At 48.9% G+C, this 26,175-nt stretch carries 24 protein-coding genes; 16 read left to right on the top strand and 8 right to left on the bottom strand.

The features are described 5' to 3' along the window. Positions 1-135: 135 nt before the first annotated feature. Positions 136-828, top strand: coding sequence for a GDSL-type esterase/lipase family protein (locus BUB16_RS09920; RefSeq protein WP_073063130.1), 693 nt, complete (start codon positions 136-138; stop codon positions 826-828). Positions 829-1,093: 265 nt separating this feature from the next. Beyond that, positions 1,094-1,543, top strand: coding sequence for a VOC family protein (locus BUB16_RS09915; protein WP_084088177.1), 450 nt, complete (start codon positions 1,094-1,096; stop codon positions 1,541-1,543). An 11-nt stretch (positions 1,544-1,554) separates the two neighbouring features. Here BUB16_RS09915 and BUB16_RS09910 read toward each other — a convergent pair whose 3' ends face one another. The 6 genes from BUB16_RS09910 to BUB16_RS09885 all read right to left on the bottom strand — a co-directional run bounded on the left by BUB16_RS09910 (position 1,555) and on the right by BUB16_RS09885 (position 6,770). Further along, the gene (locus BUB16_RS09910) at positions 1,555-2,493 is read right to left on the bottom strand and encodes an alpha/beta hydrolase (protein ID WP_073063441.1); all 939 of its coding nucleotides are present in this window, start codon (positions 2,491-2,493) and stop codon (positions 1,555-1,557) included. 108 nt (positions 2,494-2,601) lie between these two features. Next, positions 2,602-3,768 (bottom strand): phospholipase D-like domain-containing protein, encoded by a 1,167-nt coding sequence (locus BUB16_RS09905; protein WP_073063127.1) that lies wholly within the window; start codon positions 3,766-3,768, stop codon positions 2,602-2,604. 447 nt (positions 3,769-4,215) lie between these two features. After that, positions 4,216-4,665, bottom strand: a complete 450-nt coding sequence (locus BUB16_RS09900) for a hypothetical protein (RefSeq protein WP_139240259.1) — start codon at positions 4,663-4,665, stop codon at positions 4,216-4,218. 9 nt (positions 4,666-4,674) lie between these two features. After that, entirely contained in the window at positions 4,675-5,199 is a 525-nt protein-coding gene (locus BUB16_RS09895) for a helix-hairpin-helix domain-containing protein (RefSeq protein ID WP_073063120.1), read from the bottom strand. 189 nt (positions 5,200-5,388) lie between these two features. Then, complete coding sequence (locus BUB16_RS09890) at positions 5,389-6,132, bottom strand: hypothetical protein (protein WP_073063118.1); 744 nt, start codon at positions 6,130-6,132, stop codon at positions 5,389-5,391. Continuing rightward, complete coding sequence (locus BUB16_RS09885; protein WP_073063116.1) at positions 6,129-6,770, bottom strand: SatD family protein; 642 nt, start codon at positions 6,768-6,770, stop codon at positions 6,129-6,131. Before BUB16_RS09885 ends, BUB16_RS09890 begins: the two co-directional genes overlap by 4 nt. Before the next feature lie 436 nt (positions 6,771-7,206). Here BUB16_RS09885 and BUB16_RS09880 point away from each other — a divergent pair, with 436 nt between their 5' ends. The 12 genes from BUB16_RS09880 (at position 7,207) to BUB16_RS09820 (ending at position 20,327) form a co-directional block, all read left to right on the top strand. After that, positions 7,207-9,930 (top strand): UPF0182 family membrane protein, encoded by a 2,724-nt coding sequence (locus BUB16_RS09880; protein ID WP_073063113.1) that lies wholly within the window; start codon positions 7,207-7,209, stop codon positions 9,928-9,930. Positions 9,931-10,139: 209 nt separating this feature from the next. Continuing rightward, positions 10,140-12,080: a threonine--tRNA ligase gene (gene thrS, locus BUB16_RS09870; protein WP_073063108.1), complete on the top strand. Its 1,941-nt coding sequence runs from the start codon at positions 10,140-10,142 to the stop codon at positions 12,078-12,080. A gap of 31 nt (positions 12,081-12,111) precedes the next feature. Further along, the gene (infC, locus tag BUB16_RS09865) at positions 12,112-12,672 is read left to right on the top strand and encodes a translation initiation factor IF-3 (protein WP_073063105.1); all 561 of its coding nucleotides are present in this window, start codon (positions 12,112-12,114) and stop codon (positions 12,670-12,672) included. A 126-nt stretch (positions 12,673-12,798) separates the two neighbouring features. Next, positions 12,799-12,996 (top strand): 50S ribosomal protein L35, encoded by a 198-nt coding sequence (rpmI, locus tag BUB16_RS09860; protein ID WP_073063102.1) that lies wholly within the window; start codon positions 12,799-12,801, stop codon positions 12,994-12,996. 197 nt (positions 12,997-13,193) lie between these two features. Further along, the gene (gene rplT, locus BUB16_RS09855; RefSeq protein WP_073063100.1) at positions 13,194-13,541 is read left to right on the top strand and encodes a 50S ribosomal protein L20; all 348 of its coding nucleotides are present in this window, start codon (positions 13,194-13,196) and stop codon (positions 13,539-13,541) included. A gap of 215 nt (positions 13,542-13,756) precedes the next feature. Further along, positions 13,757-14,764, top strand: a complete 1,008-nt coding sequence (pheS, locus tag BUB16_RS09850) for a phenylalanine--tRNA ligase subunit alpha (RefSeq protein WP_073063097.1) — start codon at positions 13,757-13,759, stop codon at positions 14,762-14,764. A 115-nt stretch (positions 14,765-14,879) separates the two neighbouring features. After that, entirely contained in the window at positions 14,880-17,288 is a 2,409-nt protein-coding gene (gene pheT, locus BUB16_RS09845; protein WP_073063095.1) for a phenylalanine--tRNA ligase subunit beta, read from the top strand. An 84-nt stretch (positions 17,289-17,372) separates the two neighbouring features. Then, positions 17,373-17,555: a hypothetical protein gene (locus tag BUB16_RS09840; RefSeq protein WP_244545672.1), complete on the top strand. Its 183-nt coding sequence runs from the start codon at positions 17,373-17,375 to the stop codon at positions 17,553-17,555. Further along, entirely contained in the window at positions 17,552-17,845 is a 294-nt protein-coding gene (locus BUB16_RS09835) for a cell division protein ZapA (protein ID WP_073063088.1), read from the top strand. Before BUB16_RS09840 ends, BUB16_RS09835 begins: the two co-directional genes overlap by 4 nt. Before the next feature lie 78 nt (positions 17,846-17,923). Beyond that, positions 17,924-18,745: a TIGR00282 family metallophosphoesterase gene (locus BUB16_RS09830; RefSeq protein WP_073063085.1), complete on the top strand. Its 822-nt coding sequence runs from the start codon at positions 17,924-17,926 to the stop codon at positions 18,743-18,745. Positions 18,746-18,754: 9 nt separating this feature from the next. Continuing rightward, the gene (locus tag BUB16_RS09825) at positions 18,755-19,435 is read left to right on the top strand and encodes an ABC transporter ATP-binding protein (RefSeq protein ID WP_073063082.1); all 681 of its coding nucleotides are present in this window, start codon (positions 18,755-18,757) and stop codon (positions 19,433-19,435) included. A 205-nt stretch (positions 19,436-19,640) separates the two neighbouring features. Next, positions 19,641-20,327: a tetratricopeptide repeat protein gene (locus BUB16_RS09820; protein ID WP_073063079.1), complete on the top strand. Its 687-nt coding sequence runs from the start codon at positions 19,641-19,643 to the stop codon at positions 20,325-20,327. 178 nt (positions 20,328-20,505) lie between these two features. On the opposite strand, the gene BUB16_RS09815 is transcribed toward BUB16_RS09820, so the two are convergent. Then, positions 20,506-21,669, bottom strand: coding sequence for a Gfo/Idh/MocA family protein (locus BUB16_RS09815; protein ID WP_073063075.1), 1,164 nt, complete (start codon positions 21,667-21,669; stop codon positions 20,506-20,508). A 185-nt stretch (positions 21,670-21,854) separates the two neighbouring features. On the opposite strand from BUB16_RS09815, the gene BUB16_RS09810 reads away from it, so the two are divergent. Together BUB16_RS09810 and BUB16_RS09805 are read left to right on the top strand one after the other, a co-directional pair. Continuing rightward, the gene (locus BUB16_RS09810) at positions 21,855-23,573 is read left to right on the top strand and encodes a GMC oxidoreductase (protein WP_073063072.1); all 1,719 of its coding nucleotides are present in this window, start codon (positions 21,855-21,857) and stop codon (positions 23,571-23,573) included. Between the two features lie 82 nt (positions 23,574-23,655). Continuing rightward, positions 23,656-24,240 (top strand): gluconate 2-dehydrogenase subunit 3 family protein, encoded by a 585-nt coding sequence (locus BUB16_RS09805; protein ID WP_073063069.1) that lies wholly within the window; start codon positions 23,656-23,658, stop codon positions 24,238-24,240. Positions 24,241-24,424: 184 nt separating this feature from the next. Here BUB16_RS09805 and BUB16_RS09800 read toward each other — a convergent pair whose 3' ends face one another. Next, entirely contained in the window at positions 24,425-26,158 is a 1,734-nt protein-coding gene (locus tag BUB16_RS09800; RefSeq protein WP_139240258.1) for a glycoside hydrolase family 10-like protein, read from the bottom strand. Positions 26,159-26,175: the final 17 nt, after the last annotated feature.

The raw sequence follows: 26,175 nt of genomic DNA, 5'->3' as shown, positions 1-26,175 counted from the left end.
ACTCCGGCCCCGCTATTCCAATCCGGGCGTAGCGCAACAAAAGGATGTTCCACAACAAAAGTTGGAAAAGAACAGTAAATCAGATATCATTTCCAACAACTTAGGCTGCAATTTCAATAACTTTACTCAAACATAATGCCGCACAGACCATCCCTGCTCGTACTTTTACTTATCCTTTGCGTAAGCTGCTTTACCGCTTCAGCCCAGCACGATACGGTTGATGATCCGGATCCCCTGCGTTTTGAAGAACAGATAGAACAATTTGAATCGTGGGACAAGCGAAACAGTTTTCCCTCTGATGCAATTCTTTTTGTGGGAAGCTCCAGCATACGGCTCTGGGAGACGGCTGCTGCCTTCCCCGACCTGCCCGTTATCAACCGTGGATTCGGCGGGTCACAGACGTCCGACGTTCAACATTATTATGAAGCCGTCATCGGGAAATATGATCCAGCACTCATTGTATTCTATGAGGGCGACAACGACATTGCCGCTGACAAACCGGTTGAACAGGTATTCCATGATTACCGGCAACTGGTAGAACGGATTCTCAACGATCAGCCCGGTGTTGATTTTCTATATATCCCGGTAAAACCGAGCAGCAGCCGGTGGGATTACTGGCCAGAAATGAGCAAGCTAAACCAGTTGGTTAAAGATTATAACAGCAGCTATGAACAACTGCATTACGTCGACCTGGCCACGCCCATATTAAAGGCCGATGGCAAACCCGACGACAGCCTGTTCCTTGACGATCAGCTGCATCTCAACAAGCAAGGGTATGAAAAATGGAATGAAGCCATTCGTCCCGTACTCCATAAAATGGTCCCATAGTCCAAATATACGGGCAGTCTGATTCTCCGGCTCCCGGGGTTGGAAAAAAATCGATCAAAATATGCAAAGCAAAGCCGTATTATGATCCCAAGGGCGCTGCCTCGGAATCATTTACATCAAACGGGACAAAACAACTCTATATATCTATATATTTTATGGATGAAGCGTATAAATTGTTATATATCAATAGATAACAATTTATACTTTGACATAAATATAGATCACTTCGGTGGACCCGAACGAAACCAAATAAACTTTTAGCGATATGCTGTTACTTCTTCTCTGCTTCTCTGTCACAATGGTATCACTGGCTGCCATAAAGAATCCCGGCCTCACCTTCGACCACTACTCCATTACCGTCGAGGACCTGGACAGCAGTGCCGCTTTTTACGGAGAGGTACTTTCACTTCCGGAAATTGAAAATAAAACTCAAAAAGAAACCATCCGATGGTTCAGTATGGGGCCGCATATGGAACTTCATCTTATTGAAGGAGACACCACGAAGATCCATATGATCCAGCGTATCCACCTGGCACTGAAAACCTCCGACCTGGACAGCCTTTTGAAAAATTTAGAGGCAAACGATATCTACTACGCCAGTGCCTACGGCAAGCCGTACACCTTCAATACCCGGCCTGACGGGATCCGCCAAATTTATTTTCAGGATCCGGACGGCTATTGGATCGAAGTGAATGATGTTGCTGACCAACAGTGAAGGCACTTTCTTTACTGCTTGCCGGACAACAATCCCCGGCTCTTCATCCAACGCTCACATAGATCAGGCCACTGCGAAAGCTCCTCATCTTCGGGCGCTAAGCCGAAACCATGCGGACCATCTTCAAACAGGTGCATCTCCGCAGGCACGCCGTGTTTCAAAAGCGCTTCATAGAATTGCAGGCTGTTTTGTACGGGTACAGACCTGTCGTTGGACCCGTGCACCAGGAATGCCGGTGGCGTATTTTCGGTTACCCGGCTTTCGTTGGAGAGAAACTGCACCATCTCTTCGTCGGGGTTCTCTCCCAGCAGGTGATTGCGCGAGCCCCGGTGCGTATAATCCGGTTTCATGGTAATTACCGGATAAATCAGGATCATAAAATCGGGACGGGGTTCTATTTCCTCCAGGGGATCGCCTGCAGTACCGGTACTCCCATAATCCCCTTCAAAATGGGTACCCGCCGTCGAGGCAAGGTGTCCCCCTGCCGAAAAACCAAGCACCCCAATATGACTGGTGCTGATATTCCACCGCCCGGCATTGGCCCGTACCAACCGTATCGCCCGCTGGGCATCCTTCAGCTGGGATGGATGATGATAACGGGTACCCAGCCGGTATTTTACCACAAACGCAGCTATCCCCAGACTATTGAGCCATTCTGCCACCTGCCGGCCTTCGTGATCCATTGCCAAATGAGCATAACCGCCCCCCGGGAATATCACTACTCCTGTTTGGGATGTAGCTGCTTTTTCCGGCAGATATACCGTAAGCGTAGGCGTGTCGAGATCGCTGTCTCCCTGCGCCTCCGGCGCTCCCTCGGGCCATAGGCTGAGAGTAAGGCTATCAATTCTGCTTTCCTTCTCCTGTGCGAAGGCCTCATGTTGCGGAAGCATCCCTGATACGGCAACGATACTGCCGAGGATAATACATAGTTTTGTTAGTTTTTTGCTCATGCCAAGGGGGTTCATTATGAATGTTTATGGGTCAAAAATATGTAGTAATTATGGATATAAACCTTTCAGGGGTATTTTTAGTAAGTGACTGTTCAGCAGAGAATAACCCTAAATTTGCTGTTTAAAAAATTTACTCACTACCTCCAGTCCCCGCTGCATCAGGCTTCGCTGTTCCCATTGGTCTTGCTTAATTTTGTCACAATAGGTTAAATCTTCCTGAAAGTGATTAACCAGCAATTCTGCCAGTTCTGCGCTAAGAGCTATCATATTGACTTCATCATCTTTCAACATCGAACGGTGATTAAAATTCGCCGATCCTATGCAAGAAACGTAGTCATCTATCACAATGGATTTGGCGTGAAGCATCGTTTTTTGGTAAAACCACAGGTTGACGCCCGCCTTGAGTAAAGGTTGGAACCGGTCCCCCCCGGCAATATTAGCCACCCGTTTATCGATATGTTCGCCGGGTATCATAATGTGAACCTCCACGCCGCGTTCGGCGGCTTCGCATAACAGCGTGACCATCGCCTCATTGGGATTAAAATAGGCCGTTGTGATTCGTATGCTTTCCTGGGCCATGCCTACAAGAGTACGGTAGAGAATCATAATATCACTCCAGAGCACCGAAGCGGAGGTTCGCACTACCTGGATAGGGATCTCTTTTATCGATTGTTCATCGGGGAGCCGGACCTCTCCGTCATCCTCCTGCCAGGGAAGTCCCTCGTGAAGCTGGTGACCTGTCTCAATCCAATTTTCAAGAAAAGCGGATTGCAGTCCCCTTACGGCGGGACCTTCGACCCTGAAATGGGTTTCTCGCCACTCGGAGGGATTACGGGCATCCCCCTCCCACTCTTCCGCTATCCCCACACCGCCGGTAAAGGCAATATTACCGTCGCATATCAATACTTTGCGATGGGTGCGATTATCACTTTTCCAGATCTTCCATCGTTTCACAGGACGAATCCATTCGACCTCCACCCCACATTTCTCCATATGCTCAACGAGCTCCCGGGGCATGAAAGCGGCACCGAAACAATCCAAAATAACCCGCACTCCCACACCTTCTTTTGCCTTTTTTCCAAGCAGCCGGGCAAAACGTCCGGCAATGTCTCCCTTCCAGTATACAAAAGTGAGGAAATCAATTTCGTGCCGGGCCCCACTGATAGCATCCAGCATGGCCGGAAAAATTTCTTTGCCGTTTTTCAGTACCCGGATGGCATTGCCTGACGAAAACGGGATGCCGATCGTACTCTCCAAAATCCCTTTATAATTCATTCTTCGCCTAAGGTTAATAGTTATTTGATTGACTATCCTCAATTACTCAATCAAAAACCAATATTACAAACATATTTTAACGTGAGCCCGGTAAAAGAAAAAAGCCCTGCAAACTGTTATAAGAAGCGCCCGCGCTCTTCACAATTATGTTGTTTCATGCATGTACGCTTGCTTAAAACAATCCCGCTTTTCCGTATAGGCAGCCTTTGAAAAATTAGGGATTTTGGTCAAGGTCAAGGCTCCGGAAAAGGTGCCCCCGCAGCATATCCCTCATATATGAGGATTTCACCCGGCCGATAACGCCGACATTGGCAAAAGAGCGGTTTTGCGAAGGGTTCTACAATCCGATATCTCCAACTTAGATTATTACATGGAGGGTTTTGCAAAGAATCTCACGATAGCCGGAATCGGGATAGCCCCAGATCTCCAACACCTTCCGGTATTCCATTAGTCGCCGGGAATTTCCTGTCTTTTCATAACCGGGTGCCTGTAGGTGGCCGCCAGGGCAAGAATAGCCCCCAAAAAAAGGATGCCCGGAGCAAGAAGCGGGTACGACCCCTTGATGGCCGGCCAGATCGCCTCTGTGGCAGAAAAGGAAGGGTTAATCTCCAGGGTAAATTCATAGTTACCCATAAAATGGAGGTACATACCGTACAAACTTGCCAGGGCGATGAGGCCCATTAACCAGCGAATCCCCCAATACAATGTGCGATTGGGTTTCCACCAGGCCGCTGTACACAGGGTGGATCCTGCTACTGATAAAATGATCGGGATCCATTGCCGGGTTTCCTCGAAATGTTCCAGAAGGTAGAGCTCTGCAACCGTCCCAATAAATATAAAAGCGGCAACTCCGAACAAAAATGAACGAAGTTGCTGCTCCGCAGATGAAATACTCACAGTCACAGCCTATTGTGATTTCAGGTACTTTTCAGCCGTTTGAAGCTGTTCCTCACTGACATGCGAGGCAAGGGCTTCAGTGAAAGCGTTATTGGAGTCGTACGGCCGCCCGTCAATAAGATCCTTTGCAATCTCAGCATTGACTCCGGGCAGCTGTTGCAGGGTAGCGGCATCGCTGTTATTCACGTCCACCGGAACAAATATATACTGTTCATAAGCAGCCACCCGGTCTTCATCAACATATTTGCCAATCTCTTTGCGAAACTGCTCAATACTGACATAAGGCCGGTACTCTTCAAATTCGTGCACCATCTTATCTCCTACATTCGGAATGGTTCTGAACTTTTCTTCCGATGCGGTATTAATATTCATCTTCGTTTCGGGAGCCGCAGCTGTTATCGTTGGTTCGGCGCTGGTCTCTGTGTTCTGCTGCGCTTCTTCCTGTTCCCCGCTTTCATTTCCGCCACACGCTGCTACGCCCATCAACAGGACTACAAGTATTGAGTTGGCAATCAGTCTGCTTATGTCATTCATGAGTCGTTTTTTTTGCGTTAAGTTAAGTTATGATGTTGATCAAAACTGCGTTTGAATATAAAAGTTATATAGCTCAGAGCCATATTTTTATCGGAAAATTAATAGTGTCAAACTCGCCTGCCCCCTGACAACGTCATAACATTCGGGCTGAAAAATAAAATACCGGGTCAGAGAAAATAAAATACCAAGTCAGAGCAGGATCTTAACGCCCCCTCCTATGATCAAAGCCAGGAGCGTAGAGAGCAGTGTCCCGATCAAAACGTATTCAGCAAAGGGCCGGTCATCCTTAAAGTTATTAAACCGGGTAACTCCTTTGGCGGCCAGAATAAATCCAATGGCACTGTATTGATTCAGTAACACAAAAATGAAAATAAAAATCCGTTCCAGCAGACCGATAAGCCGGCCCATGCTGTATTCTTCATCGCGTACCTTGTCTTCCTGCATACCCAACGACTCAATTCCCATTATTTTCAGGACATATCGAAGCACGATATTCATCTCATTGATGACCAGCAGCATGCCCGCTGACACCACCTGCGTAGTGGTCACCGTATCCACCGCCAGGTCCCCTTCCGGCAGGGTCATCCACCCTAAAAATCCTATCGTCTTCTCAGCGAGAACCCCCCCGTTCACCTCAAACAGGGGACTGCAGATAATGCCCGTAATAATCAGGTGATACAGGAGCGTAAGCGCCCTGTTTCGATTCAACTTATCCCTGCTATGCTCCGCAAGTTTCATCACAAACGGATAGCTTGCCAGATGGAGGGCCAATATTCCCCATCCCCAGCTTAGCTGTACAAAAGGAAGCACCACTAACGGAACTATGCCTATGATCGCCAGGTCTTTAGCTGTTGCCCCCTCGTCGCGGAAGATAAGCCGAAGGCGCGCTAATAGTACCAGATTCAGTATGCTCAGAAAAATAGCGTAATTCATCCCGCTAATTGTTGGTTTATGAGTTCCGATATATTATCCAGTAACTGGCTGACAACATCCAGTGCCCCCGCTTCCTTATTTTTGTAAAAAGCCGGGGGTGAAATATCCAGCTGGTCGACAATTTTTTTATAGTCGTATCCCTCTTTTGTCAAATAGAAAATAGAGAGCCGGTTTCGATTCCACGTCTGTACCTCATGCGAAAGAAGCTCCAGGCTGTTATTGATAAGCTTTAACGCAGTATTATCCTCTTCTTCAACATGCAGACGAAACAAAAATCCGCTCTTCTTCAATTGTTCCATTCCTCTCCGGGCCTCGTGAAAAGCCGGGCCATCCATGCCTATGGCCTGCTCCCTGTTAAGGGGCGTAGCAATGCTCCCCACTCCCAGCGAAAAACGCACCCTTACCGGATGCAGCTTTGCTAAAATCCGGAAGAGGTGAACAAACAACCTGTCCGCCTCCTCAAATACCGCCTGGAATTCGTCGCCCAGCGTGATGGTATAGGGAGAAACCGGCCCATACTTCGCCTGATTCAAGTGGTCCAGCTCCTGCTGCAGTGACGCCTGCAAGGCCTCCCGCTGATCCTCTTTAATCTCTTTTGAGGACTCAATGTCCGCTATAAGTACGATCAATCGCTGCATGCTTTTTCATTTTTTCCATATATAACTATAATAGTTTAAAAAATCAATTTTTAACCACTAAAGTTAAAAAATAGTACTTTAAACCAATATGGCTATTCATAAAGGCGCCCGGTTGCGACAGAGCAGATGCTCTCAGGTGACAACAGTATAGCTAAATCACCATGATTCCATCTCCTCAATAAAATTACCATATCTTCCGAAGCAAAAAGGGAATCCTCTTATAAAACGCAAACAAACCGTAATCCCGCTACAGTCTTAAAATCAGAAGCAGACTACATTTCCAGGCCGCCCGGAAAGAATAAGAACACCGGAACTGGCAGGAGTCCTGATCAAAAATGCTTATATTCTGCATTCTGTAAAAAGCTTGCTATCTTATAGTCGAATGTACGATTGGCAAAACGCCAATACCTAAATATATCTGATATCATCATTATATATGAATCGCAATTTCAGTTCTTCAAAAACCTTTTTCAGTATAATTTTCCTCATTTTCGGAGCCCTTCTCATTCTGGGCATATCCTCCGACTGGATTGTGGAATGGCTCTGGCTTGACGACCTGGGATACGAACAGGTGTTCTGGACTATCCGAACCACCCAGGTCCTGCTATTTATAGGAGCGCTGATCGTAGCTTTGGCATATGTATTGCCCAATATGAATGCGCTCGCCAAGCGGTTCGCGACCATGAACTTCGGGAACTCTCCCCTGTCCCAGTTAAACCTCCACCTGATCAGCACCAAAAAGATTCGCACTGTTTTTTTAGGGATCGGGGCTGTTTTCAGCCTCTTTTTTTCCCTGGCTTTTTTTATGCGCTGGGATACCTACCTCAAATTTCACTGGGACGAAGTATTCGGCCAGCTGGACCCCATTTTCGGGAATGATATCGGTTTTTATATGTTCCGGCTGCCGTTTATCGAACTCATACAGAACAGCCTGACCTCCCTGGTCTTCTTTGTGACCATCATTACCATCATTCTGTATGTCTATTCCGGAGCCATCTCCATCCGCTCAAAAAATAACATCAGCCTCCCGGACAAGGTCAAAAAACAGATCGGACTTAATCTGGGACTCTGGTTCCTGTTGCTTTCCTGGGGATACTACCTGGAACGCTACAATCTGCTCTACAACGCCAGCGGGACGGTCTATGGTGCCAACTACGTAGATATCAATGTAAAGCTGCCGGTGCTCTGGATCGTATGCATTCTCTGTCTCATTCTCGCACTGCTTTCATTTTACCAGCTATATAAAAATCGTCTGAAATGGTTGTTAACAGCCGCTGTTTCAACGCTGCTCATTGGCGGAATAGGACTCAACGTCTTGCCCGGCCTTGTCCAAAGCTTTACCGTTAACCCGAGCGAGCTCCAGCTGGAAACGCCTTATATAGAAAACAGTATAGAGCAGACCCGGAAGGCCTATGCCCTGGATAAAATGAAGGTCCAGCCCTACAGTGCCCAGCCGGCCGAGGAAATGACATGGGAAACCATCGATAAAAACGAAGAAACGATTGAAAATATCCGCCTGTGGGATCCCCGGCTGCTTATCCAGACCTACCGGCAGCTGCAGGAAATCCGCCTCTATTACCAGTTTTATAACGTGGATGTCGACCGCTATCACACCAATGAAGGCTACCTGCAGATGATGGTGGCAGCCCGGGAGCTGTCCGAAGAGATGCCCGAACAGTCGGATACATGGGTGAACCGCCGGCTTCAATACACCCACGGCTACGGGATGGTTATGAGTCCCGTTGCCCAGGAAGGGTCGCAGGGAGACCCCCGCATGGTTATCAAGGATATCCCCCCCACAAGCGAAATTGACCTTCAGGTCGAAGAACCCGCCCTCTACTTCGGGGAACATAACTCCGACTACAAAATTGTTGATACGGATATCAGGGAGCTGGATTACCCGCGGGGGGACAAAAACGTCTATACCAATTATCAGGGCAGCACGGGGGTATCCATCAACAGTTTGTTCGAACAACTGCTCTTTTCCTGGCAGTTTGGCGATATCAATATTTTATTGACCGATTATATTAACCAGGACAGCAAAATTCTCTACTGGAAACGCATTGAAGAACGGGTGAAGCGCATAGCGCCCTTCCTCAGGCTGGCAGACGACCCCTACCTGGTGCTAAATGAAGGAAAGTTGTACTGGATACAGGATGCGTACACGACCTCGCCCGACTATCCCTATTCTGCTCCCTTTAACAACGAATACAACTATATTCGCAACTCCGTAAAAGTGGTGGTTGATGCCTATAACGGGACGACCAACTTCTATGTCTCTGACGAAGATGATCCTGTGCTGGATGTCTACCGCGATATTTTTCCCGGTATGTTTCAATCGCTGGATGAAATGCCCGGCGGACTCCGCTCCCACCTGCGTTACCCCATTCATATGTTCGAAGCCCAAATGGACAAGTACAACAAGTATCATATGACCGATCCGCAGGTATTCTACAATAACGAAGATCTCTGGACGCGTCCCAACGAAACCTATGGCGGGCGGTCGATTAAAATGGAGCCATACTATGTGCTCACAAAACTGCCCGGCCAGGAGGAGCTTCAATATCTCTTGATCAGTCCCCTCACCCCCAATAACCGAGATAATATGATCGGCTGGATGGCCGCCAACTCCGACTTTCCCAACTATGGAGAGGTCTCGGTTTTCGAGCTGCCCAAAGATCGCCTGATACTGGGTCCCGCCCAGATCGAAGCCCGCATCGACCAGGATACCGAAATATCCAGGCAGCTGGCGTTGTGGGACCAGCGCGGGTCGAGGGTTATTCGCGGCAACCTGATGATCATCCCCATCGAAGATTCATTTATTTATGTGGAGCCCGTGTTCCTGATTGCCGAAGGCGTCGATATCCCGCAACTTCAGCGGGTCATTGCCACATCCGGCGAAAAAATTGCCATGCAGCCTACCCTCTGGCAATCTATCGAGGCCCTGCACGGCAAACGGTCCCAACGAATCGCCGCCCCATCGGATACCGCTGCAGCGGCTGTTCCTCCGGTGAATGTACCGGCCGACGCTTCGAACACAGAACTTTCCCAACTCCGCGGGCTTTGGGAAGAAGCAAACGATGCCATGCAGGATGGGAACTGGTCGCTCTTCGGAGAAAAAATGAATGAAATTGAAGAACTGTTGAATAGCGAGCAGTAGCCGATGTGCAGGTACACCGCCCGGCGTCAATTTACAAAGAAAAACGGCTGTGCCTCTTTTTTAATTTTTATATCTTTAAGGGTATGTCTGAATTAGAGGACGAGCGGAGAGCCAAACCCGACGAACTCGCAATAGATTTTGCTAAGTCCGGCAAACTCTTGGAGCTCCAATTACAAAAACTATCTTTACAAAAGTATATTTACTACTGAATGCCTGAACAAATTACGATCACCTTTCCGGACGGAACCGAAAAAAAATTTCCGAAAGGAATCACCGGACGTGAAATTGCTGAATCCATTTCGATGGGTCTCGCCCGGGAGGCGCTGAGCATTACCCTGGATGATGAGATTGTGGACCTCAGCCGCCCTATTGAAGAAAGCGGTGCTATTACCATTAATACCTGGGACAGCGAGGACGGGAAATATACGTTCTGGCATTCCTCCGCTCACGTACTGGCCGAAGCGGTGCAGGAATTGTACCCGCAGGCCAAATTCGGCATTGGCCCCCCAATAGAAAACGGCTTTTACTACGACATAGATTTCGGTGATCAGACCGTAAGCCAGGATGATTTAGATGAAATTGAGGATAAAATTATTGAACTGGCCCGGAACAAGAATGAATTTGAACGAAAACCGGTATCCAAGAAGGAAGCGCTCGACTTCTATAAAAAACGAGATAATGAATATAAAATAGACCTGATAGAAGACCTCGAAGATGGTACCATCACCTTCTACCGGCAGGGCGGCTTCACGGATCTCTGCCGGGGGCCTCATATACCGCATACCGGCCGCATCAAAGCCGTTAAATTGACGAGCCTGGCCGGCGCCTACTGGCGCGGGGATGTTGAGAGCAAGCAGCTGACTCGTATTTACGGCATTACCTTTCCCAAACAGAAATTGCTCAGCCAGTACATCAAACAGGTAGAGGAAGCCAAAAAGCGCGACCACAAGAAACTGGGGAAAGAGCTTGAACTCTACATGATCGATTCAATGATCGGCCAGGGATTGCCCGTATGGCTGCCCAACGGGACAATCATCCGGAGAGAACTGGAAGCTTTCCTGCGCGAGGAGCAAAAGAAAAGAGGCTACCGGGAAGTCATCACCCCTCATATTGGCAACCTCGAGCTTTACCGTACGTCCGGACATTACCCCTATTACCGGGAGTCGCAGTACAATCCCATCCAGGTGGAGGATGAAGAATACCTGCTTAAACCGATGAACTGTCCCCACCACCACCGGATCTATTCCAACACCCTGCACAGCTATCGCGACCTTCCCCTGCGGCTGGCTGAATTCGGTACCGTGTATCGCTTTGAACAATCCGGAGAACTCAGCGGCATGTCCAGGGTACGGGGCTTTACCCAGGATGACGCTCACATCTACTGCACGCACGACCAGCTGAAAGATGAAATAAAGCGCTGTATTGATCTTACGGAGCTGGTCTTCGGTACCTTTGACATGCCGGTGGATATCCGTCTCTCCTTCCGCGACGACAACGAAGAGAAATATGGCGGCAAAACGGAATTCTGGGACCGGGCCGAGCAGGAAATAAAAGAAGTGGCCGATCAGGAACAGCTTGACTATACCATCGGGCGCGGGGAGGCGAGTTTCTACGGACCCAAGATTGATTTTATCATCCGGGATGCTATTGGACGAAAATGGCAGCTGGGGACCATACAAGTCGATTATGTGATGCCTGAGCGCTTTGACTTGACTTATGTGGGCTCCGACAACGACCGGCACCGTCCCGTCATCATCCACCGGGCTCCTTTCGGCTCCATGGAACGCTTTGCCAGCATCCTGATTGAACACTTTGCCGGGGATTTCCCGGTATGGCTCGCCCCCAGGCAGGTACAGGTCATACCGATATCCGATGACTTTAATGACTATGCCTTTAAATGCGCCTCCCGACTAAAAGAGAAGGATGTTCGCGTCGAGGTGGATACCCGAAGTGAACAGGTCGGGGGAAAAATCCGCGATGCTGAAACGAGCAAGATCCCATATATGTTAATAGTAGGCAGTGAGGAAGAATCCAGCGGAACCGTTTCCGTTCGCCGGCATAAAAAAGGTGACATCGGGACTTTTGATTTTTCCGAATTTATTTCTAATCTCACTGCTGAGATCAATAACAAAGAGCTACCGCCACATTAATTAAATTTTAATAAAACAGTAGAGGTTACTTATCGCAAGACGCAAACGACGACGACCACGGGGCAATGACGACCGTCCCAGTGCTAATGAGGAAATCAGAGCATCCAAAGTAAGGGTTATACACCCTGAAAAGGTTGAAAAGGAACATGAAGTTGTCCCTATCGACCGTGCATTGGAAATAGCTGAATCCTATGGAATGGACCTTGTCGAAGTAGCACCCAATGCCGAGCCTCCGGTATGTAAAGTGCTTGACTTCGGGAAATACATGTACAAAAAGAAAAAGAAAGAAAAAGAGGCCAAAAAGAAACAACATACCGTTCAGGTTAAAGAGCTTCGTTTTCGTCCCAATACGGACGACCACGATCTCAATTTCAAGACGCGGCACGCCCGCGGTTTTTTGGAAGATGGGGACAAGGTAAAAGCAACGGTTCAGTTTCGAGGCCGCGACATGCTCTATACCGACCGGGGCAAAGAGCTCCTGTTGGACCTGGCCGAAGAGTTAAACGACGTGAGCGAAATCGAGACCAAGCCGAACATGGAGGGCCGCCGAATGATTATGATGCTGGCCCCTACCGGCAAGGGCGGTTCTTAGGTAAGCCGAAACCGCAGACCGCGCCGTGAGGGATAAATTTGTTTGCATTATAGTTTATTCTGTATACTATAATCACTATCTTTCAAGCCTTTTAATTTTAAGAAATCTTTATACAGGTGTTTTGTTATGCCAAAGATGAAATCGAACAGTGGGGCTAAAAAACGCTTCAAAAAGACTGCTTCAGGCAAAATTAAGCGAAAAAAAGCCGGCAAAAGTCATATCCTCACTAAAAAAAGAAGTAAGAGAAAACGAAAGCTCGGCAAGACGACCACCGTCGACAAGACGCAGAAAAAGGATGTCGAGCAGATGCTTCCTTATAAATAAGCAACGAATATTCATTCATAAAGGGTTTCGAAAAACAAGGAATTTTGACCAATATCAAAGCCTGAGCAGATTCACCTTCCATATATTATAGCATATGTGAGGGGATGTTGAATGTGCAAAAATGCAAATTGTTGGCCAAAAGAACGGTTTTTGCAAAGCTCTCTAACAATTACATTAATCCTTAAACATTAGATCAAATGCCACGTTCAAGAAATAAGGTGGCTTCCCGTCGCCGTCGCCGGAAAATTTTAGACCAGGCGAAAGGTTACTGGGGCAAGCGCAGTAATGTTTATAAATTTGCGAAAAATGCGGTAGAAAAAGGGATGCTGTACCAGTATCGCGACCGCAAAGTTCGTAAACGTGAATTCCGAAAGCTCTGGATCACACGCATTAATGCGGCTGCCCGTCAGAACGATACGACCTATTCACGATTGATGGGGGCCCTTAACAAGAAAAATATTGAGATCAACCGGAAGGTCCTGGCGGATCTTGCCGTCACTGATCCGGATGCTTTCAGCGCTATTGTTGAAGAAGCGGTCAACTAACGGCATCCGTACCATTTAAAGCCGGTCCTCCTTTATAGTTATGTATACAGGATGGATCGGCTTTTTTATTTTTATTGAACGGTTTTACTGAATTAAATAGATTCCATTACCTGCTTTATACGCCGCCTGACCGGCGATAGTACTCTGCCGATGTAATTACGGGACCTGTTTTATATAACGTACAATTTAGGATCGATCATACATTTTTAGTTCTCATGCTGGATGACATAGAAGCACTGAAAGAAGAAATTGCCCATGTTACAATAACCAACGAAGAAGAGCTGGAGACCTTCCGTCTGGAATTTTTATCCCGCAAAGGCAAAGTACCGGCTATGTTTTCCCGGATGCGCGAAGTGCCCAACGAAGAGAAAGCAAAAGTGGGCAAGGCGATGAATGCAGTTAAAAATCTTGCGGAAAAAACATACGAAGAACACAAAAAGCGCCTGCAGCGTAAGGAGACGGCTGCGCTAAGCGCCAAAGATGACCTTTCACTGCCTGCCCCTCCCTATGCTGCCGGCTCCTATCATCCGCTGACACAGACGCTCGAGGAGATGAAAGAGATATTTTATCGGCTCGGCTTTTCTATCGCAGACGGACCGGAGGTGGAAGATGATTTTCATAACTTCACCGCGCTCAACTTCCCTCCCAACCACCCGGCACGCGATGAACAGGATACTTTTTTCATCCGGAAAAGCGACGATCCGGAAACCGAGGACCTGGTCCTTCGCACGCACACCTCCCCGGTTCAAATCCGCCTTATGCAGGATAAGGAACCGCCTATTCGAACGATCATGCCCGGACGAGTCTATCGAAATGAGGCGGTTTCTCCCAAATCATATTTCCTCTTCCACCAGGTCGAGGCTTTGTACATTGATACGGATGTGAGTGTTGCCGAACTTAAAGAAACACTCATCAGTTTTGCACAGCTCATGTTCGGAAGCGATGTCAAATACCGCTTGCGTCCCGGGTTCTTCCCTTTTACCGAACCGAGCCTTGAGATGGATATCTGGTGGGAAACCAACGGGAGCGGCCGCTGGCTTGAAATCCTGGGCTCGGGCATGGTCGACCCCAATGTGTTGAAGGCGGTTGATATCGATCCTGAAAAATACACCGGTTTTGCCTGGGGGATGGGGGTGGAGCGTATTGCTCTGCTCCGCCATCAGATTGATGATATTCGCATCTTTTACGACAACGACGTCCGTTTTTTAGAACAATTTCATTAACCCAATGCTATTTTAACTGTCATTCCGACCAGGGCGAGACCTTTTAACGAGGAAAACTTGCACGAAGAAACCTCGCCCTCGTCCCAAATGACCGCTTAAACTGACCTGTAGCTACATGAAAATTTCATACAACTGGCTCACTGAATTTATAGACCTGGATCTATCACCGCAGGAAACAGCTGAAAAGCTTACGCTGATCGGTCTCGAAGTGGAGGAAGTCGCCGCTTACGGCAACAGACTGGAAGGCGTTCTCGTGGGTGAAGTACTGGAAGTGAATGACCATCCCAATGCCGACCGTCTCCGCATTTGTAAGGTCGATACCGGTAATGAAACCGTGCAGATCATCTGTGGTGCGGATAATGTGACCGGTGGACAAAAAGTGCCGGTTGCGACGGTGGGCACCTCACTGCCGGTTGAAACCGACGATGGTGAACCCTTTACGATCCGGGAAGTGAAGCTGAGGGGTAAAGAATCCAGGGGCATGATCTGCGCCGAAGATGAACTGGGCCTTGGTGACGATCACAGCGGCATTATGGTACTGGATCAGCGGCTGGCGCCCGGTACTCCCCTGCATGAAGCCCTCGACCTCTACCGGGATACCATTATCGATATCGAACTCACCCCCAATCGTCCCGACGCCACCTGTCACCTCGGGGTTGCACGTGACCTGGCGGCGGCCCTTTCCCTTGAGCTATCCCGGCCCTTCGAGACCACTTTTGCGGAGACAGAGCCGCTCAAAGAGATTGACATCGAAATTGAAGCGCCGGAAAAATGTCACCGCTACGCCGGCAAGATGGTCCGGAATATATCCATCGATGACTCCCCCTCCTGGCTGCAACATCGCCTTAAAGCCCTGGGCGTTCGTCCCGTCAACAATATCGTGGATATCACCAACTATGTCATGTTTGAACTGGGTCAGCCGCTGCACGCTTTCGATGCCGACACTCTTAAGGGAGACAAAATTGTTGTGAAGGATTTTGAAGAAGAAATTACATTCGAAACACTCGATCATGTACAACGAAACTGCCCGGCGGGCACACTCTTCATTTGTGACGGCGAGGGGCCGGTGGCCATTGCAGGCGTTATGGGCGGCGTCGATTCGGAAGTCAGCGACCAAACCCGGAACATCCTGATTGAGAGCGCTTACTTTGATCCCGCCTCTATTCGCAAGACGGCCAAGGAGCAAGTACTCCAGACCGATGCCTCCTACCGTTTTGAGCGGGGTGTGGACCCACAATTGCAGCGTATAGCCGCGGAGCGTACCGCCCGGCTTATTGCAGAGGTCGCCGGCGGAACCGTAGTTGACGGCTGTACGGATGTCCACCCGGTCAGAACGGAAGCCCACTCATTGTCCCTTCGCAAATCCTACGTCAATCGACTGCTGGGGACCGACTTTTCGACCGATGAGATTGCCGGCCTTCTGGATGGACTGGAGTTCGGGCTTCTGGAAAAAAATGAATCTGTGCTCCGCTACCGCATACCGACCTTCCGTCCCGACCTGGAGCGCGAAGTCGATCTCATTGAAGAAGTGGGACGGCTGTACGATTACAATAACATTCCGTCCCCCGGGCATGGCAAATTTATTTCCCCCGAACCCATTACAGAATGGGAGAAAATGCTCTCCAAATCAAAGGAAACGGCAAAAGGGTTGCGCTTCCGGGAAATATACTCCAATTCGCTGATGCCTGAAGAGGAGGCCGGGTGGCTGGGGAAGCTCGACGATATGATTCATACGCTAAACCCCATCTCCAGCGATATGACCACCCTCCGACCGTCCCTGCTCTACGGTTTTTTGAAAGCGACGGCCTATAATTTCAACAGAAAGGCCCGACAAGTTCGTTTTTTTGAAGTCGGCAATGTTTTTGAACAGGCAGAGAAGGGCACCTACCACCGGGGGATCCTGGAAGAGACGAATATCCTTCTGGGATTAGCCGGCTTTAAGACCGTTGAACACTGGAAGACAGAGCCTGAACACTACGATGCCTTTGATCTGAAGGCTTCCGTCCGCAGCTTTCTTGAGCAGCTTGACATAGGTAAACACGTGGATACATCCGTCGATGAGAACAATGTGCTCCATTATAACGTTCAGGATGACACTATCGGTAAGCTTTATAGCGTCTCCGATGAAATGCTTAGTCATTTCGATATTACTCTTCCGGCCGTTATCGCAGAATTTTCGCTGACGCAAATCTTCAGGATCCGCCGGAAAATCGGGAAACAGCCCTACGAAGCCGTTTCCAAATTTCCCTCTTTTGAATTTGACTTTGCCGTCATCGTGGATCAATCCGTTCGGGCCGGGGACCTGCTTAAATCGATCAGGGAAACAGCTGGCCCTTCGCTGCGGGACCTACAGATATTTGATGTTTTCGAAGGGGAATCACTGGGAAAAAAGAAAAAAAGCCTTGCATTCCGACTTTCTTTTCTGGATAAAAACAAAACATTGACTATCAACGAAGTAGAGCCTATAATTAATAAAGTTGTAAAGGCCCTTGAAAAACAATATTCCGCTAAACTTCGATCATAATTTTCGATAGTGTTATCAGAAAATAGTCCATACAAAAAAGAGTTTCTCCAGTTACTCGATCGCATCCGGACAGAGGTAAGATCTTTGAAGGGACAAATTGAAGAACTGGAAGAGGAAAACAGCCAGCTCAAATCAAAGCTTCGTGAAATTGAAGAAGGTCAGACCGATATCTTCTCCGAGGTATCAGAATCGGAGCGGCTTGCCATACGCCATCAGGTATTGGGATTGATTTCAAAAATTGACAATCACCTTGAGGATAACAGATGAAATCAGTTAAAGTCACGATCTTAGGTAAACAATACCCGCTGAAAGTTGAGGATTCGGAAGAGGAGACCATTAAGCGTATTGCGCGCTATGTGGATGACAAGTTTCGCCAGTACAAGCAGGAACTCAACAAACAACCCGATACGACCGTCATGTCGCTTGCCGCTCTTGCTATCGCTGAGGAACTATTTGAGGAGCGAAAACAAAACAGAGAGCTCAACCAGCAAGAAGAAAAAGTAATGAAAGAAGTCAATGAATCACTCGATGACTTTGTGGATGAAATAACATCCTGATATTTTTTTCTGAGAAAGGCGTTTTATTCCTTACCTTTACAGTTTAATTAAGAAGCTTTTTCGCCTTAACAACTCAGCATGTCCAAAAACTTAGTGAATATTCTTTTTGTAGGCGACATCGTCGGAGAACCCGGTCTCAGTCTCCTCGAAACAATTTTACCCAGTCTGATAAAAAAGCACGAAGCGGATTTCGTTATTGCCAATGGCGAAAACTCTCACAAAGGAAAGGGGATCAACCGCTCCATTATCCGGCGGCTTTATGATTTGGGAGTCCACGTTATTACCGGCGGAAATCACTCCTTTGCCAAATGGAAAGTTTTCGACTATATGAAGGAAGATGGAAATATCCTCCGTCCCATGAACTATCCCACCGGCAACCCCGGGTACGGCTTTGGGATTTATGACATTCCGGAGATTAATCAGAAGATTGGCGTTTTAAATCTGCAGGGCCGCACGTTTATGAATCCCATCGATGATCCTTTCTCCACGGCCGACTGGGTTATTGAACGAATGAAAGAACAGACGGATCTTATTTTTGTGGATTTTCACGCCGAAGCCACCGCCGAAAAGTTGGCGCTGGCCTGGCATCTGGATGGCGAAATTTCCGTATTCGTAGGCACACATACGCACATCCCGACCAATGATGCGCGTCTGTTCCCCAGGGGTACGGGATATATCAGTGATGTGGGTATGACCGGCTCCTTTGATTCAGTTTTGGGCATGGATAAGAATACCTCTATGAAGCGGTTTATGCTGGGGACGCCTCACCGGTACAAGTTAGCCGACGGTAATAATCATCTCTGTGCAATCACGGCCAAAGTTGATACTCAGACCGGGGACTGCCATCACATTGAGCCGATCGTCTATCCTTCTTTTAATACAAGCAAGACGGAGCAATAAACCATATCGATGCCCATTTTAGAAGCACAGAATATCACGAAGACGTTTGATGATGAGCATGGTCACAAACCCCTGACCGTGCTTGACGGGGCTTCCGTCGCCATTGACAAGGGTTCCATCGTCACGGTGGTCGGCGCCAGCGGCTGCGGCAAGAGCACGCTCCTCCATATATTGGGGGGACTGGATGAGCCGGATGGCGGGACCGTCTCCTGGGAAGGCCGCTCTATTTATGGGATGCGACGAGAGGAACTCGCAGGCTTTCGCAACAGACAACTGGGATTTGTTTTCCAGTTCCATCACCTGCTCCCGGAATTCACGGCCCTTGAAAACATCATGATGCCCGGGCTGATCCGGGGGGATGCCCAGCAGGAAACCAAAGAAAAGGCGGAGGGACTGCTCCGCGATTTCGGGATTCTCGAACGCGGGGAACACCGTCCCGCTCAACTTTCAGGCGGCGAACAGCAGCGGGTGGCCATGGCCCGCGCCCTGTTGAATGATCCCGAACTCATTTTAGCGGACGAACCCACCGGAAACCTGGATGAACGCAATACCGAAATTCTGCTGGATTTTTTATTTAACCTGAGAGAAGAAAGGGAACTCAGTATTTTATTAATCACCCACGAAAAAAATATTGCGGAGCGTTCCGATCTGGTTTACAAACTTTCTCACGGCAAGCTGCATCCACTTTAAATTTTGCTATCACCCAAAACAATCATATTTTTACCGACTGAAATAAAAGGGCTTTGGATAACCAGGAATGTTGATCAATAGCGGTATCAAAGCCAGAGCGAATTCAAAAACACCCGTATATTAAGGCGTATGTGACACATAAACACAGAAATTGGCTGAAATAACGGTTTTATAAAGCTTTCAATAAGATTAACAACAATAGATCATGTCCAGGAAACAAGTACAAGAAGATTTAGAATCCGATCCGCTGCTGGAAACCTTCTCCAAAGCCCAAAACTTCTATGACCAAAGAAAATCCACCGTCATCGGAGCCATTGTGGCTGTCATTGTCATTGTCGGCGGTGGCATAGGCTATTACTACTATGCTTCGGCGCAGGCAGAAGAGGCGCAACAGCTTATGTCTGACGCTACCACCGCTTACCTGAATTCCGATTACGAGCGAGCGCTGAGCGGCTCGGATGCTGATTTTACGGTCGGTTTTCAGCAGATCATCAATAATTATCCGCGAACGGATGCCGCCAACCTTGCGCGGTATTACGCTGCCGTTTGCGAGTATAATCTCGGGAACGTACAGCAAGCCATTTCTTATATGGAAGAGTATGATATCCCTGATGGTATTTTAGGCGTTGGTCCCATCTCCTTCCACGCTGTAGTGACGACGGATGCCGGTAATTATGAAAAAGCTGCCGAGTTATATGTTAAAGCGGCAGAGTGGGACGAAAATGATTCCACAACGCCTTATAACTACCTTGAGGCAGCCCAAGTCTACCATGACGCCGGTAACCCCGAAGCAGCTGAGAAGTATGCCCGGATCGTTGTGGATCAATATGGAGACAGTAATCACGCTGGCGAGGCTGAAAAACTGCTGGGGATGCTGGCTGTGTCAAACTAATCTATTCCTGTCTGATTCTCATTCTCTCCGTCCGAAGAACCGGCGTATGTTCACCCAAAACCCCAAAAAGATGAATCCGTCCGGCCTTCATAGACCGGGATTCCTGGCAAAAAAAAAGACGGCTGATTCCCGGATCAACCGCCTTTCGTTTTCATTTGTGCCCCTGAAATAATTCCAGCTACGAGCTGACAGGCGGCTCGTAAGACATATCGACCCAGGACCTGTTTTTGCCGCTCTCTATGGCTTTATGGATAAAGTGGACCCCGCGTGCGCCATCCTGCACCGTGGGAAAGTCCAGGGATAAAGCCTCGGGCTCCCTGCCGCCCAGTCGGGCTCCGATGACGTCCGCGACATTGGAATAGATATTGGCAAACGCTTCGATAAATCCTTCCGGATGTCCGGGTGGTATTCGGTTACCGGCCTCGGCTGCCTTCGAAAGATAGGGATTGCCCCGTTTATAAATCTCTTCCGGTCCATCCGGATATTTAACGTGCAGGTAATTGGGATCCTCCTGGTACCACTCCAATGCTGCTTTATCTCCGTACAAACGGATATTCAGATCATTTTCGTCGCCCACGGAAATCTGGGAAACATATAAAATGCCCCGCAATCCATCTTCGTAATGAACAAGCATGCTGGCATCGTCTTCCAGCTCCCGTCCCTCTCCGAAACTGTGGATATCCGCGTAGAGTTCTTTCAGATGCAAGCCGGTAATATACGCTACCAGGTTCTCAGCGTGAGTACCGATATCGCCCACGGCCGATGAAATGCCCGCTTTCTCGGGATCCAGTCTCCAGATTTCGTCATCCCCGGTATCAGAAAGCCACCCCTGCGGGTATTCAACGACCACTTTGCGAAGCGTCCCAAGTTTTCCGTCGGCCACCATCTTCTTTGCTTCCTTAACCATCGGGTAGCCGGTATAGTTGTGGGTCAGGGCAAAAACCACGTTATGCTTGTCGACCAACCGGCATAACTCCTCCGCCTCCTCGATCGTATTTGTCATCGGCTTATCGCAGATTACATGTATACCGGCTTCGATAAAAGCTTTAGCTACCGGGTAATGCATATGATTGGGAGTGGTAATACTTACAGCATCAATGCGCTCATCTGCAGGCAGCGAGGCCTCTTTCTCTGCCATCACCTCATAAGAGTCGTACACCCTGTTTTTTTTCAAATGAAGCTTTTTGCCCATTTTCCGGGATTTCTCAGGTTTCGATGAAAAAGCCCCGGCAACTAACTTCATTTTACCGTCCAGGGCCGCCGCCATACGGTGAACTTCTCCAATGAAGGCGCCCGGTCCGCCGCCGACCATTCCGTATCGAATCTTTCGGTCTATATCCATAGCAATTATCTGTTTTATGACTTCTTTAAAATTTGTGATATCTGTTTTTTAATAAGCACTTTTGAAAATTAAATTGCAAAAAAATAACCGGCGGGAAAAACAGATTAAAGATATGCAAGTTTCTTGCATATCTCCTTTCACTCATCTATGTTAGCTTAGCAAGATATATAATTGAACAGAGGATCATGGAAAACACGGACTACAATATCTCAAATCCCCCGGAAGAGTATGATGCCATTGTTGTAGGCTCTGGTATTTCAGGGGGCTGGGCTGCAAAAGAGCTGACGGAAAAAGGACTTAAAACCTTAGTGCTTGAACGAGGCCGCGATGTAAAGCACGGTGAAGATTATATAACTGAGCACATGCCTCCCTGGGAGGCTGAATTCAGGGGACAGGGCAACCGGAAGCTTTTTGAGGAGGAGTATCCCATGCAGCTCCGGTCGGATGTGATTAATGAGTACAATTACCACTTTTTCGTAAACGACAAAAAACATCCCTACCAGACCGATGATGAGAATCCTTTTTTATGGGTTCGGGGCTACCAGGTAGGGGGACGTTCACTGACGTGGGGACGGCAAACCTACCGGTGGAGCGATCTCGATTTCGAAGCCAACGCCCGGGAGGGAATCGGCGTGGACTGGCCTATCCGCTATGAAGACATCGAACCCTGGTACGATTATGTGGAAGAGTTTGTTGGCATCAGCGGACAGGAAGAGGGACTGGAGCACCTGCCGGACAGTAATTTTTTGCCGGCCATGGATCTCAACTGCGTTGAAGAAGAGGTCAAGGAAAAAATTGAAAATAATTTCGAGTACCGGCATTTGACGATTGGCCGGTGCGCCGTGCTGACTGAGCCTCACAAGGGACGCGGGGCCTGTCACTATTGCGGGCCCTGTTCACGGGGGTGCAGTGTTGGCGCCTACTTTTCCAGCCAGAGCAGTACCCTGCCCGCGGCACGTAACACGGGGAATCTCACGCTGCGTCCCAACAGCATTGTCCACAGCATTATCTATGACAGGGAAACCAATCGCGCCAAGGGCGTGCGCGTTATTGACCGCCTTACCAATGAATCCAAAGAGTTTTATGCCAGGGTGATCTTTCTGAACGCCTCTGCCCTCGGGAGTACCCAGATTATGCTCAACTCGACATCCGACGCTTTTCCGAACGGTATTGCCAACTCAAGCGGGGTTTTGGGACACTACCTGATGGACCATCATTTCCGTGTGGGGGCCTCCGGGACGTTCGAAGGATATGAGGATCGCTATTATCACGGTAACCGTCCCAATGGCATCTATATTCCCCGATTTCGAAATATCAACGAGCAAACCGAACAGGAAGATTTTGTCCGCGGCTACGGTTTCCAGGGTCGTGCATCGCGTCCCAGCTGGGGACGCGGTACCGGCATGGAGGGATTTGGCGAAGAGTTTAAGCAGAAACTCAGAGACCCGGGTCCCTGGAGTTTCGGCATGACGGCTTTCGGAGAAATACTGCCCTACGAAGACAACTTCGTTAAATTAAGTGCCGATAAGGAAAATGACTGGGGCATCCCACAGCTTGAAATTCATGCTTCGATCAGGGAAAATGAAGAGAATATGCGGGAAGATATGGCTGAAACCGCCGTTGAGATGCTGGAAGCGGCCGGCGGAAAGGATGTCAGCCCCTACTTTGGGGAATACCTGGTGGGTGAAGGCATCCATGAAATGGGAACGGCACGAATGGGACGCGATCCCAAAACTTCGGTTTTAAACGCCCATAACCAGACGCACGATGTGCCGAACCTCTTCGTAACGGACGGCGCCTGTATGACATCAGCCGCCTGTCAGAATCCCTCACTCACCTACATGGCATTAACAGCCCGCGCAGTTGACTATGCGGTTAATGAACTGAATAAAAGAAACCTGTAATCATTATCTAACCGTCCTGCGTTGTGGCCGGTGAGCAGAACCTCGAAGTTCGCGACTCAGGACTAACGACTTAACATACATTATGGACAGACGCGAAGCCATCAAACAACTCGCCTTTCTAAGTGGAGGAGCTCTTTCCCTGTCAACCGTCGCCGGGATTGTGGGAGGCTGTACGGCTGAAAACGGGAGCGGCACCGGCAGCTTCACGCCTCAAACATTATCCGATGCCCAGAATGAATTGGTGACTCAGCTTGCGGAGCGTATTATACCGGCTACCGATACTCCCGGAGCCAAAGCTGCCAGGGTGAATCAGTACATAGATCATATGCTCACGAACTGGAACACGGAAGAAGAAAAAGAGCATTTTCTTGAGGGGCTTGACAAGGTGGACGAACGGAGTAACAACCGGTTTGATAATAATTTTGTTGATTTGGGGGAGGCGGATAAGATCACTCTTATGGAAGAACTGGAGCAGGAGGCAAAGGATAATCCCAACCCCGTGCCCGATTCGGACCTTAAGCCGTTCTTCCCTATGATGAAGGAGTTCACAGTCGTCGGCTATTACACCTCTGAAATCGGAGCCTCCGAAGAACTCAAATCCAATATTGTCCCCGGACACTACAACGCCTGCATGCCCTATTCCGAAGTAGGCCGCGCCTGGTCATGATTACAGGAAACCTTTGCAAAACCGTCTTTTGGCCAATGTCGGCATTGTCGGTCGCTTGAAATTCTCACCTATGGCCTATATGCTGCGAGGGCAACCTTCCTGGGGCCCTGACCCTGAACAAAATTCCTGGTTTTTCAAAGGTTTCTATAGGTGAATGATGGGCACCCTTTTTGTTCAGATCAGGTCACTCTGTAACAATTTTTACTTCCCTGACCAAATAAGGTTCACTTTCATTCCCGAGCTCATCGACCAAAGTGATCGCGGCACCGGTAAAGGGCCTGTGTCCATTTGACGGAGGCAGCGTAATCCGTTCCTTCCATCCCGGGTGGATACTGGTCTCCCACTGGTCGCCATAACGCTGCTTTACGACCCAGTGCCTGGGATCCATATCTACAGCCGTTTCTTTTCCCCTATCTCTCTTCGGTTCTACCTGTATGACATAGCGATCGCTTAATTCCAGTACCTCGGCGGTGGGACGTGGCGGCGGGTGATCGTCCAGCCAGGGCGTAGCAGGTATCAGCGCTTCCTCCGGATATAACCCGGAGAGTGCATCCCTCCCGTCCCTGTTCTCCATAAGAGCCTTCATGCTAAAGTGAATGCTGCCGGTCGCTCCCCGGTGATGGTTTGTAATTTCAATCTGTCGTTCAATTTCCTGTACTGTCCATGCATCAGCCCGCGCGTTCAGTTTACTTGTATAAATACCCGGCCAGAGATGGCGCTGTTTCTCATTTTGCTGGTGCCACCATTCCAGCAAGACCGGAAAACTCTGTGACTGCTTTTCAATGGGCCAATATAGCTGTGGAGCAAGGTAATCAACCCATCCCTCCTGCAGCCACTTGCGGGCATCGGCATAAATCCTGTTAAAGGCGTCAAAACCCTTAATCTGCCGGGGATAGCCCGGGCGCCAAATCCCAAAAGGAGAAATTCCGAAGCGGACATGCGGATCAATGAGCTTGATTTCCGTGTTTAATCGCTGGATAAAATTATTGACGTTTTGCCGGCGCCACTCACTGCGGTCCTCTATCCTCCTCCGTTGTCCCTGCTGGCCGTAGGATCTCGCATCCGGAAAGGTGAGGTGCTCGCCATTGCTTTTACGCAGCGGGTAGGGATAAAAATAATCGTCCAGGTGCACGCCGTCAATATCATATCTCCGGACGACATCCGTAATAATATTGATAGAATACTGCTGAACACGCTCCTGTCCGGGATCGAGCCAGTAATAACTCCCATAGCGGACCACCATCTCGGGATGCAGATTTTTAATATGATTCGGAGCCAGTCCCCCTTCCCCGTCAGCGGAAGGATGATACGCCCGAAAAGGATTAAACCAGGCATGTATTTCCAACCCGCGCCGGTGGGCCTCTTTAACCGCAAATTGCAGCGGATCGTAAAAGGGCTCCGGAGCTTTACCCTGCTGTCCGGTGAGGTACACCGACCAGGGTTCAAAAGGGGAATGATAGAAGGCGTCGGCAGCGGGACGCACCTGTAGGATAATCGCATTCATGCGTAACGATTTTGCGCGGTCCATCATCGCTGTGAGCTCCATTTTTTGCTGTTTGACGGGAAGACCGGGTTCGGAAGGCCAGTCAATATTATCGACGGTAGCAATCCACGCGCCCCGGAATTCACGGGGCGTATCGGGGATATCCGCATACGGTGTTTCGATTGAATAAGTCAGGTAGGGACTTATCTCCTCTGCCATTGCGGGTGGGTGGTACGGGGGGACTTCCGGTTCTTCCGGCGCCGTGGGCTTCACGGGCTCTTCCGGCTTATCGGCTTCCTTTCCGCCTGTTATCGGACGGGGGGATGAACAGCCGAAGCCGACAACGACCATCACAAGGAGCAAGTACAGGCATACTCTTTGAGCCGGTACGGCAGGGTGATCCACCACAGATTGAGAACGAAATGAGTTATTCATAAACACAGCAATAATAT

The organism is Fodinibius roseus (assembly GCF_900129315.1).
GTDB lineage: Bacteria > Bacteroidota > Rhodothermia > Balneolales > Balneolaceae > Fodinibius > Fodinibius roseus.
The sequence above is the reverse complement of the archived record's forward strand: the minus strand, read 5'-3'. Positions and strand labels throughout refer to the sequence as shown.

What these genes read in the sequence shown, in the direction of transcription:
- BUB16_RS09920 (WP_073063130.1), top strand. Translation starts at nt 136, where the DNA reads ATGCCGCACAGACCATCCCTGCTCGTACTTTTACTTATCCTTTGCGTA.
- BUB16_RS09915 (WP_084088177.1), top strand. Translation starts at nt 1,094, where the DNA reads ATGCTGTTACTTCTTCTCTGCTTCTCTGTCACAATGGTATCACTGGCT.
- BUB16_RS09910 (WP_073063441.1), bottom strand. Translation starts at nt 2,493, where the DNA reads ATGAGCAAAAAACTAACAAAACTATGTATTATCCTCGGCAGTATCGTT.
- BUB16_RS09905 (WP_073063127.1), bottom strand. Translation starts at nt 3,768, where the DNA reads ATGAATTATAAAGGGATTTTGGAGAGTACGATCGGCATCCCGTTTTCG.
- BUB16_RS09895 (WP_073063120.1), bottom strand. Translation starts at nt 5,199, where the DNA reads ATGAATGACATAAGCAGACTGATTGCCAACTCAATACTTGTAGTCCTG.
- BUB16_RS09890 (WP_073063118.1), bottom strand. Translation starts at nt 6,132, where the DNA reads ATGAATTACGCTATTTTTCTGAGCATACTGAATCTGGTACTATTAGCG.
- BUB16_RS09885 (WP_073063116.1), bottom strand. Translation starts at nt 6,770, where the DNA reads ATGCAGCGATTGATCGTACTTATAGCGGACATTGAGTCCTCAAAAGAG.
- BUB16_RS09880 (WP_073063113.1), top strand. Translation starts at nt 7,207, where the DNA reads ATGAATCGCAATTTCAGTTCTTCAAAAACCTTTTTCAGTATAATTTTC.
- thrS (WP_073063108.1), top strand. Translation starts at nt 10,140, where the DNA reads ATGCCTGAACAAATTACGATCACCTTTCCGGACGGAACCGAAAAAAAA.
- rpmI (WP_073063102.1), top strand. Translation starts at nt 12,799, where the DNA reads ATGCCAAAGATGAAATCGAACAGTGGGGCTAAAAAACGCTTCAAAAAG.
- rplT (WP_073063100.1), top strand. Translation starts at nt 13,194, where the DNA reads ATGCCACGTTCAAGAAATAAGGTGGCTTCCCGTCGCCGTCGCCGGAAA.
- pheS (WP_073063097.1), top strand. Translation starts at nt 13,757, where the DNA reads ATGCTGGATGACATAGAAGCACTGAAAGAAGAAATTGCCCATGTTACA.
- pheT (WP_073063095.1), top strand. Translation starts at nt 14,880, where the DNA reads ATGAAAATTTCATACAACTGGCTCACTGAATTTATAGACCTGGATCTA.
- BUB16_RS09835 (WP_073063088.1), top strand. Translation starts at nt 17,552, where the DNA reads ATGAAATCAGTTAAAGTCACGATCTTAGGTAAACAATACCCGCTGAAA.
- BUB16_RS09830 (WP_073063085.1), top strand. Translation starts at nt 17,924, where the DNA reads ATGTCCAAAAACTTAGTGAATATTCTTTTTGTAGGCGACATCGTCGGA.
- BUB16_RS09825 (WP_073063082.1), top strand. Translation starts at nt 18,755, where the DNA reads ATGCCCATTTTAGAAGCACAGAATATCACGAAGACGTTTGATGATGAG.
- BUB16_RS09820 (WP_073063079.1), top strand. Translation starts at nt 19,641, where the DNA reads ATGTCCAGGAAACAAGTACAAGAAGATTTAGAATCCGATCCGCTGCTG.
- BUB16_RS09815 (WP_073063075.1), bottom strand. Translation starts at nt 21,669, where the DNA reads ATGGATATAGACCGAAAGATTCGATACGGAATGGTCGGCGGCGGACCG.
- BUB16_RS09810 (WP_073063072.1), top strand. Translation starts at nt 21,855, where the DNA reads ATGGAAAACACGGACTACAATATCTCAAATCCCCCGGAAGAGTATGAT.
- BUB16_RS09805 (WP_073063069.1), top strand. Translation starts at nt 23,656, where the DNA reads ATGGACAGACGCGAAGCCATCAAACAACTCGCCTTTCTAAGTGGAGGA.
- BUB16_RS09800 (WP_139240258.1), bottom strand. Translation starts at nt 26,158, where the DNA reads ATGAATAACTCATTTCGTTCTCAATCTGTGGTGGATCACCCTGCCGTA.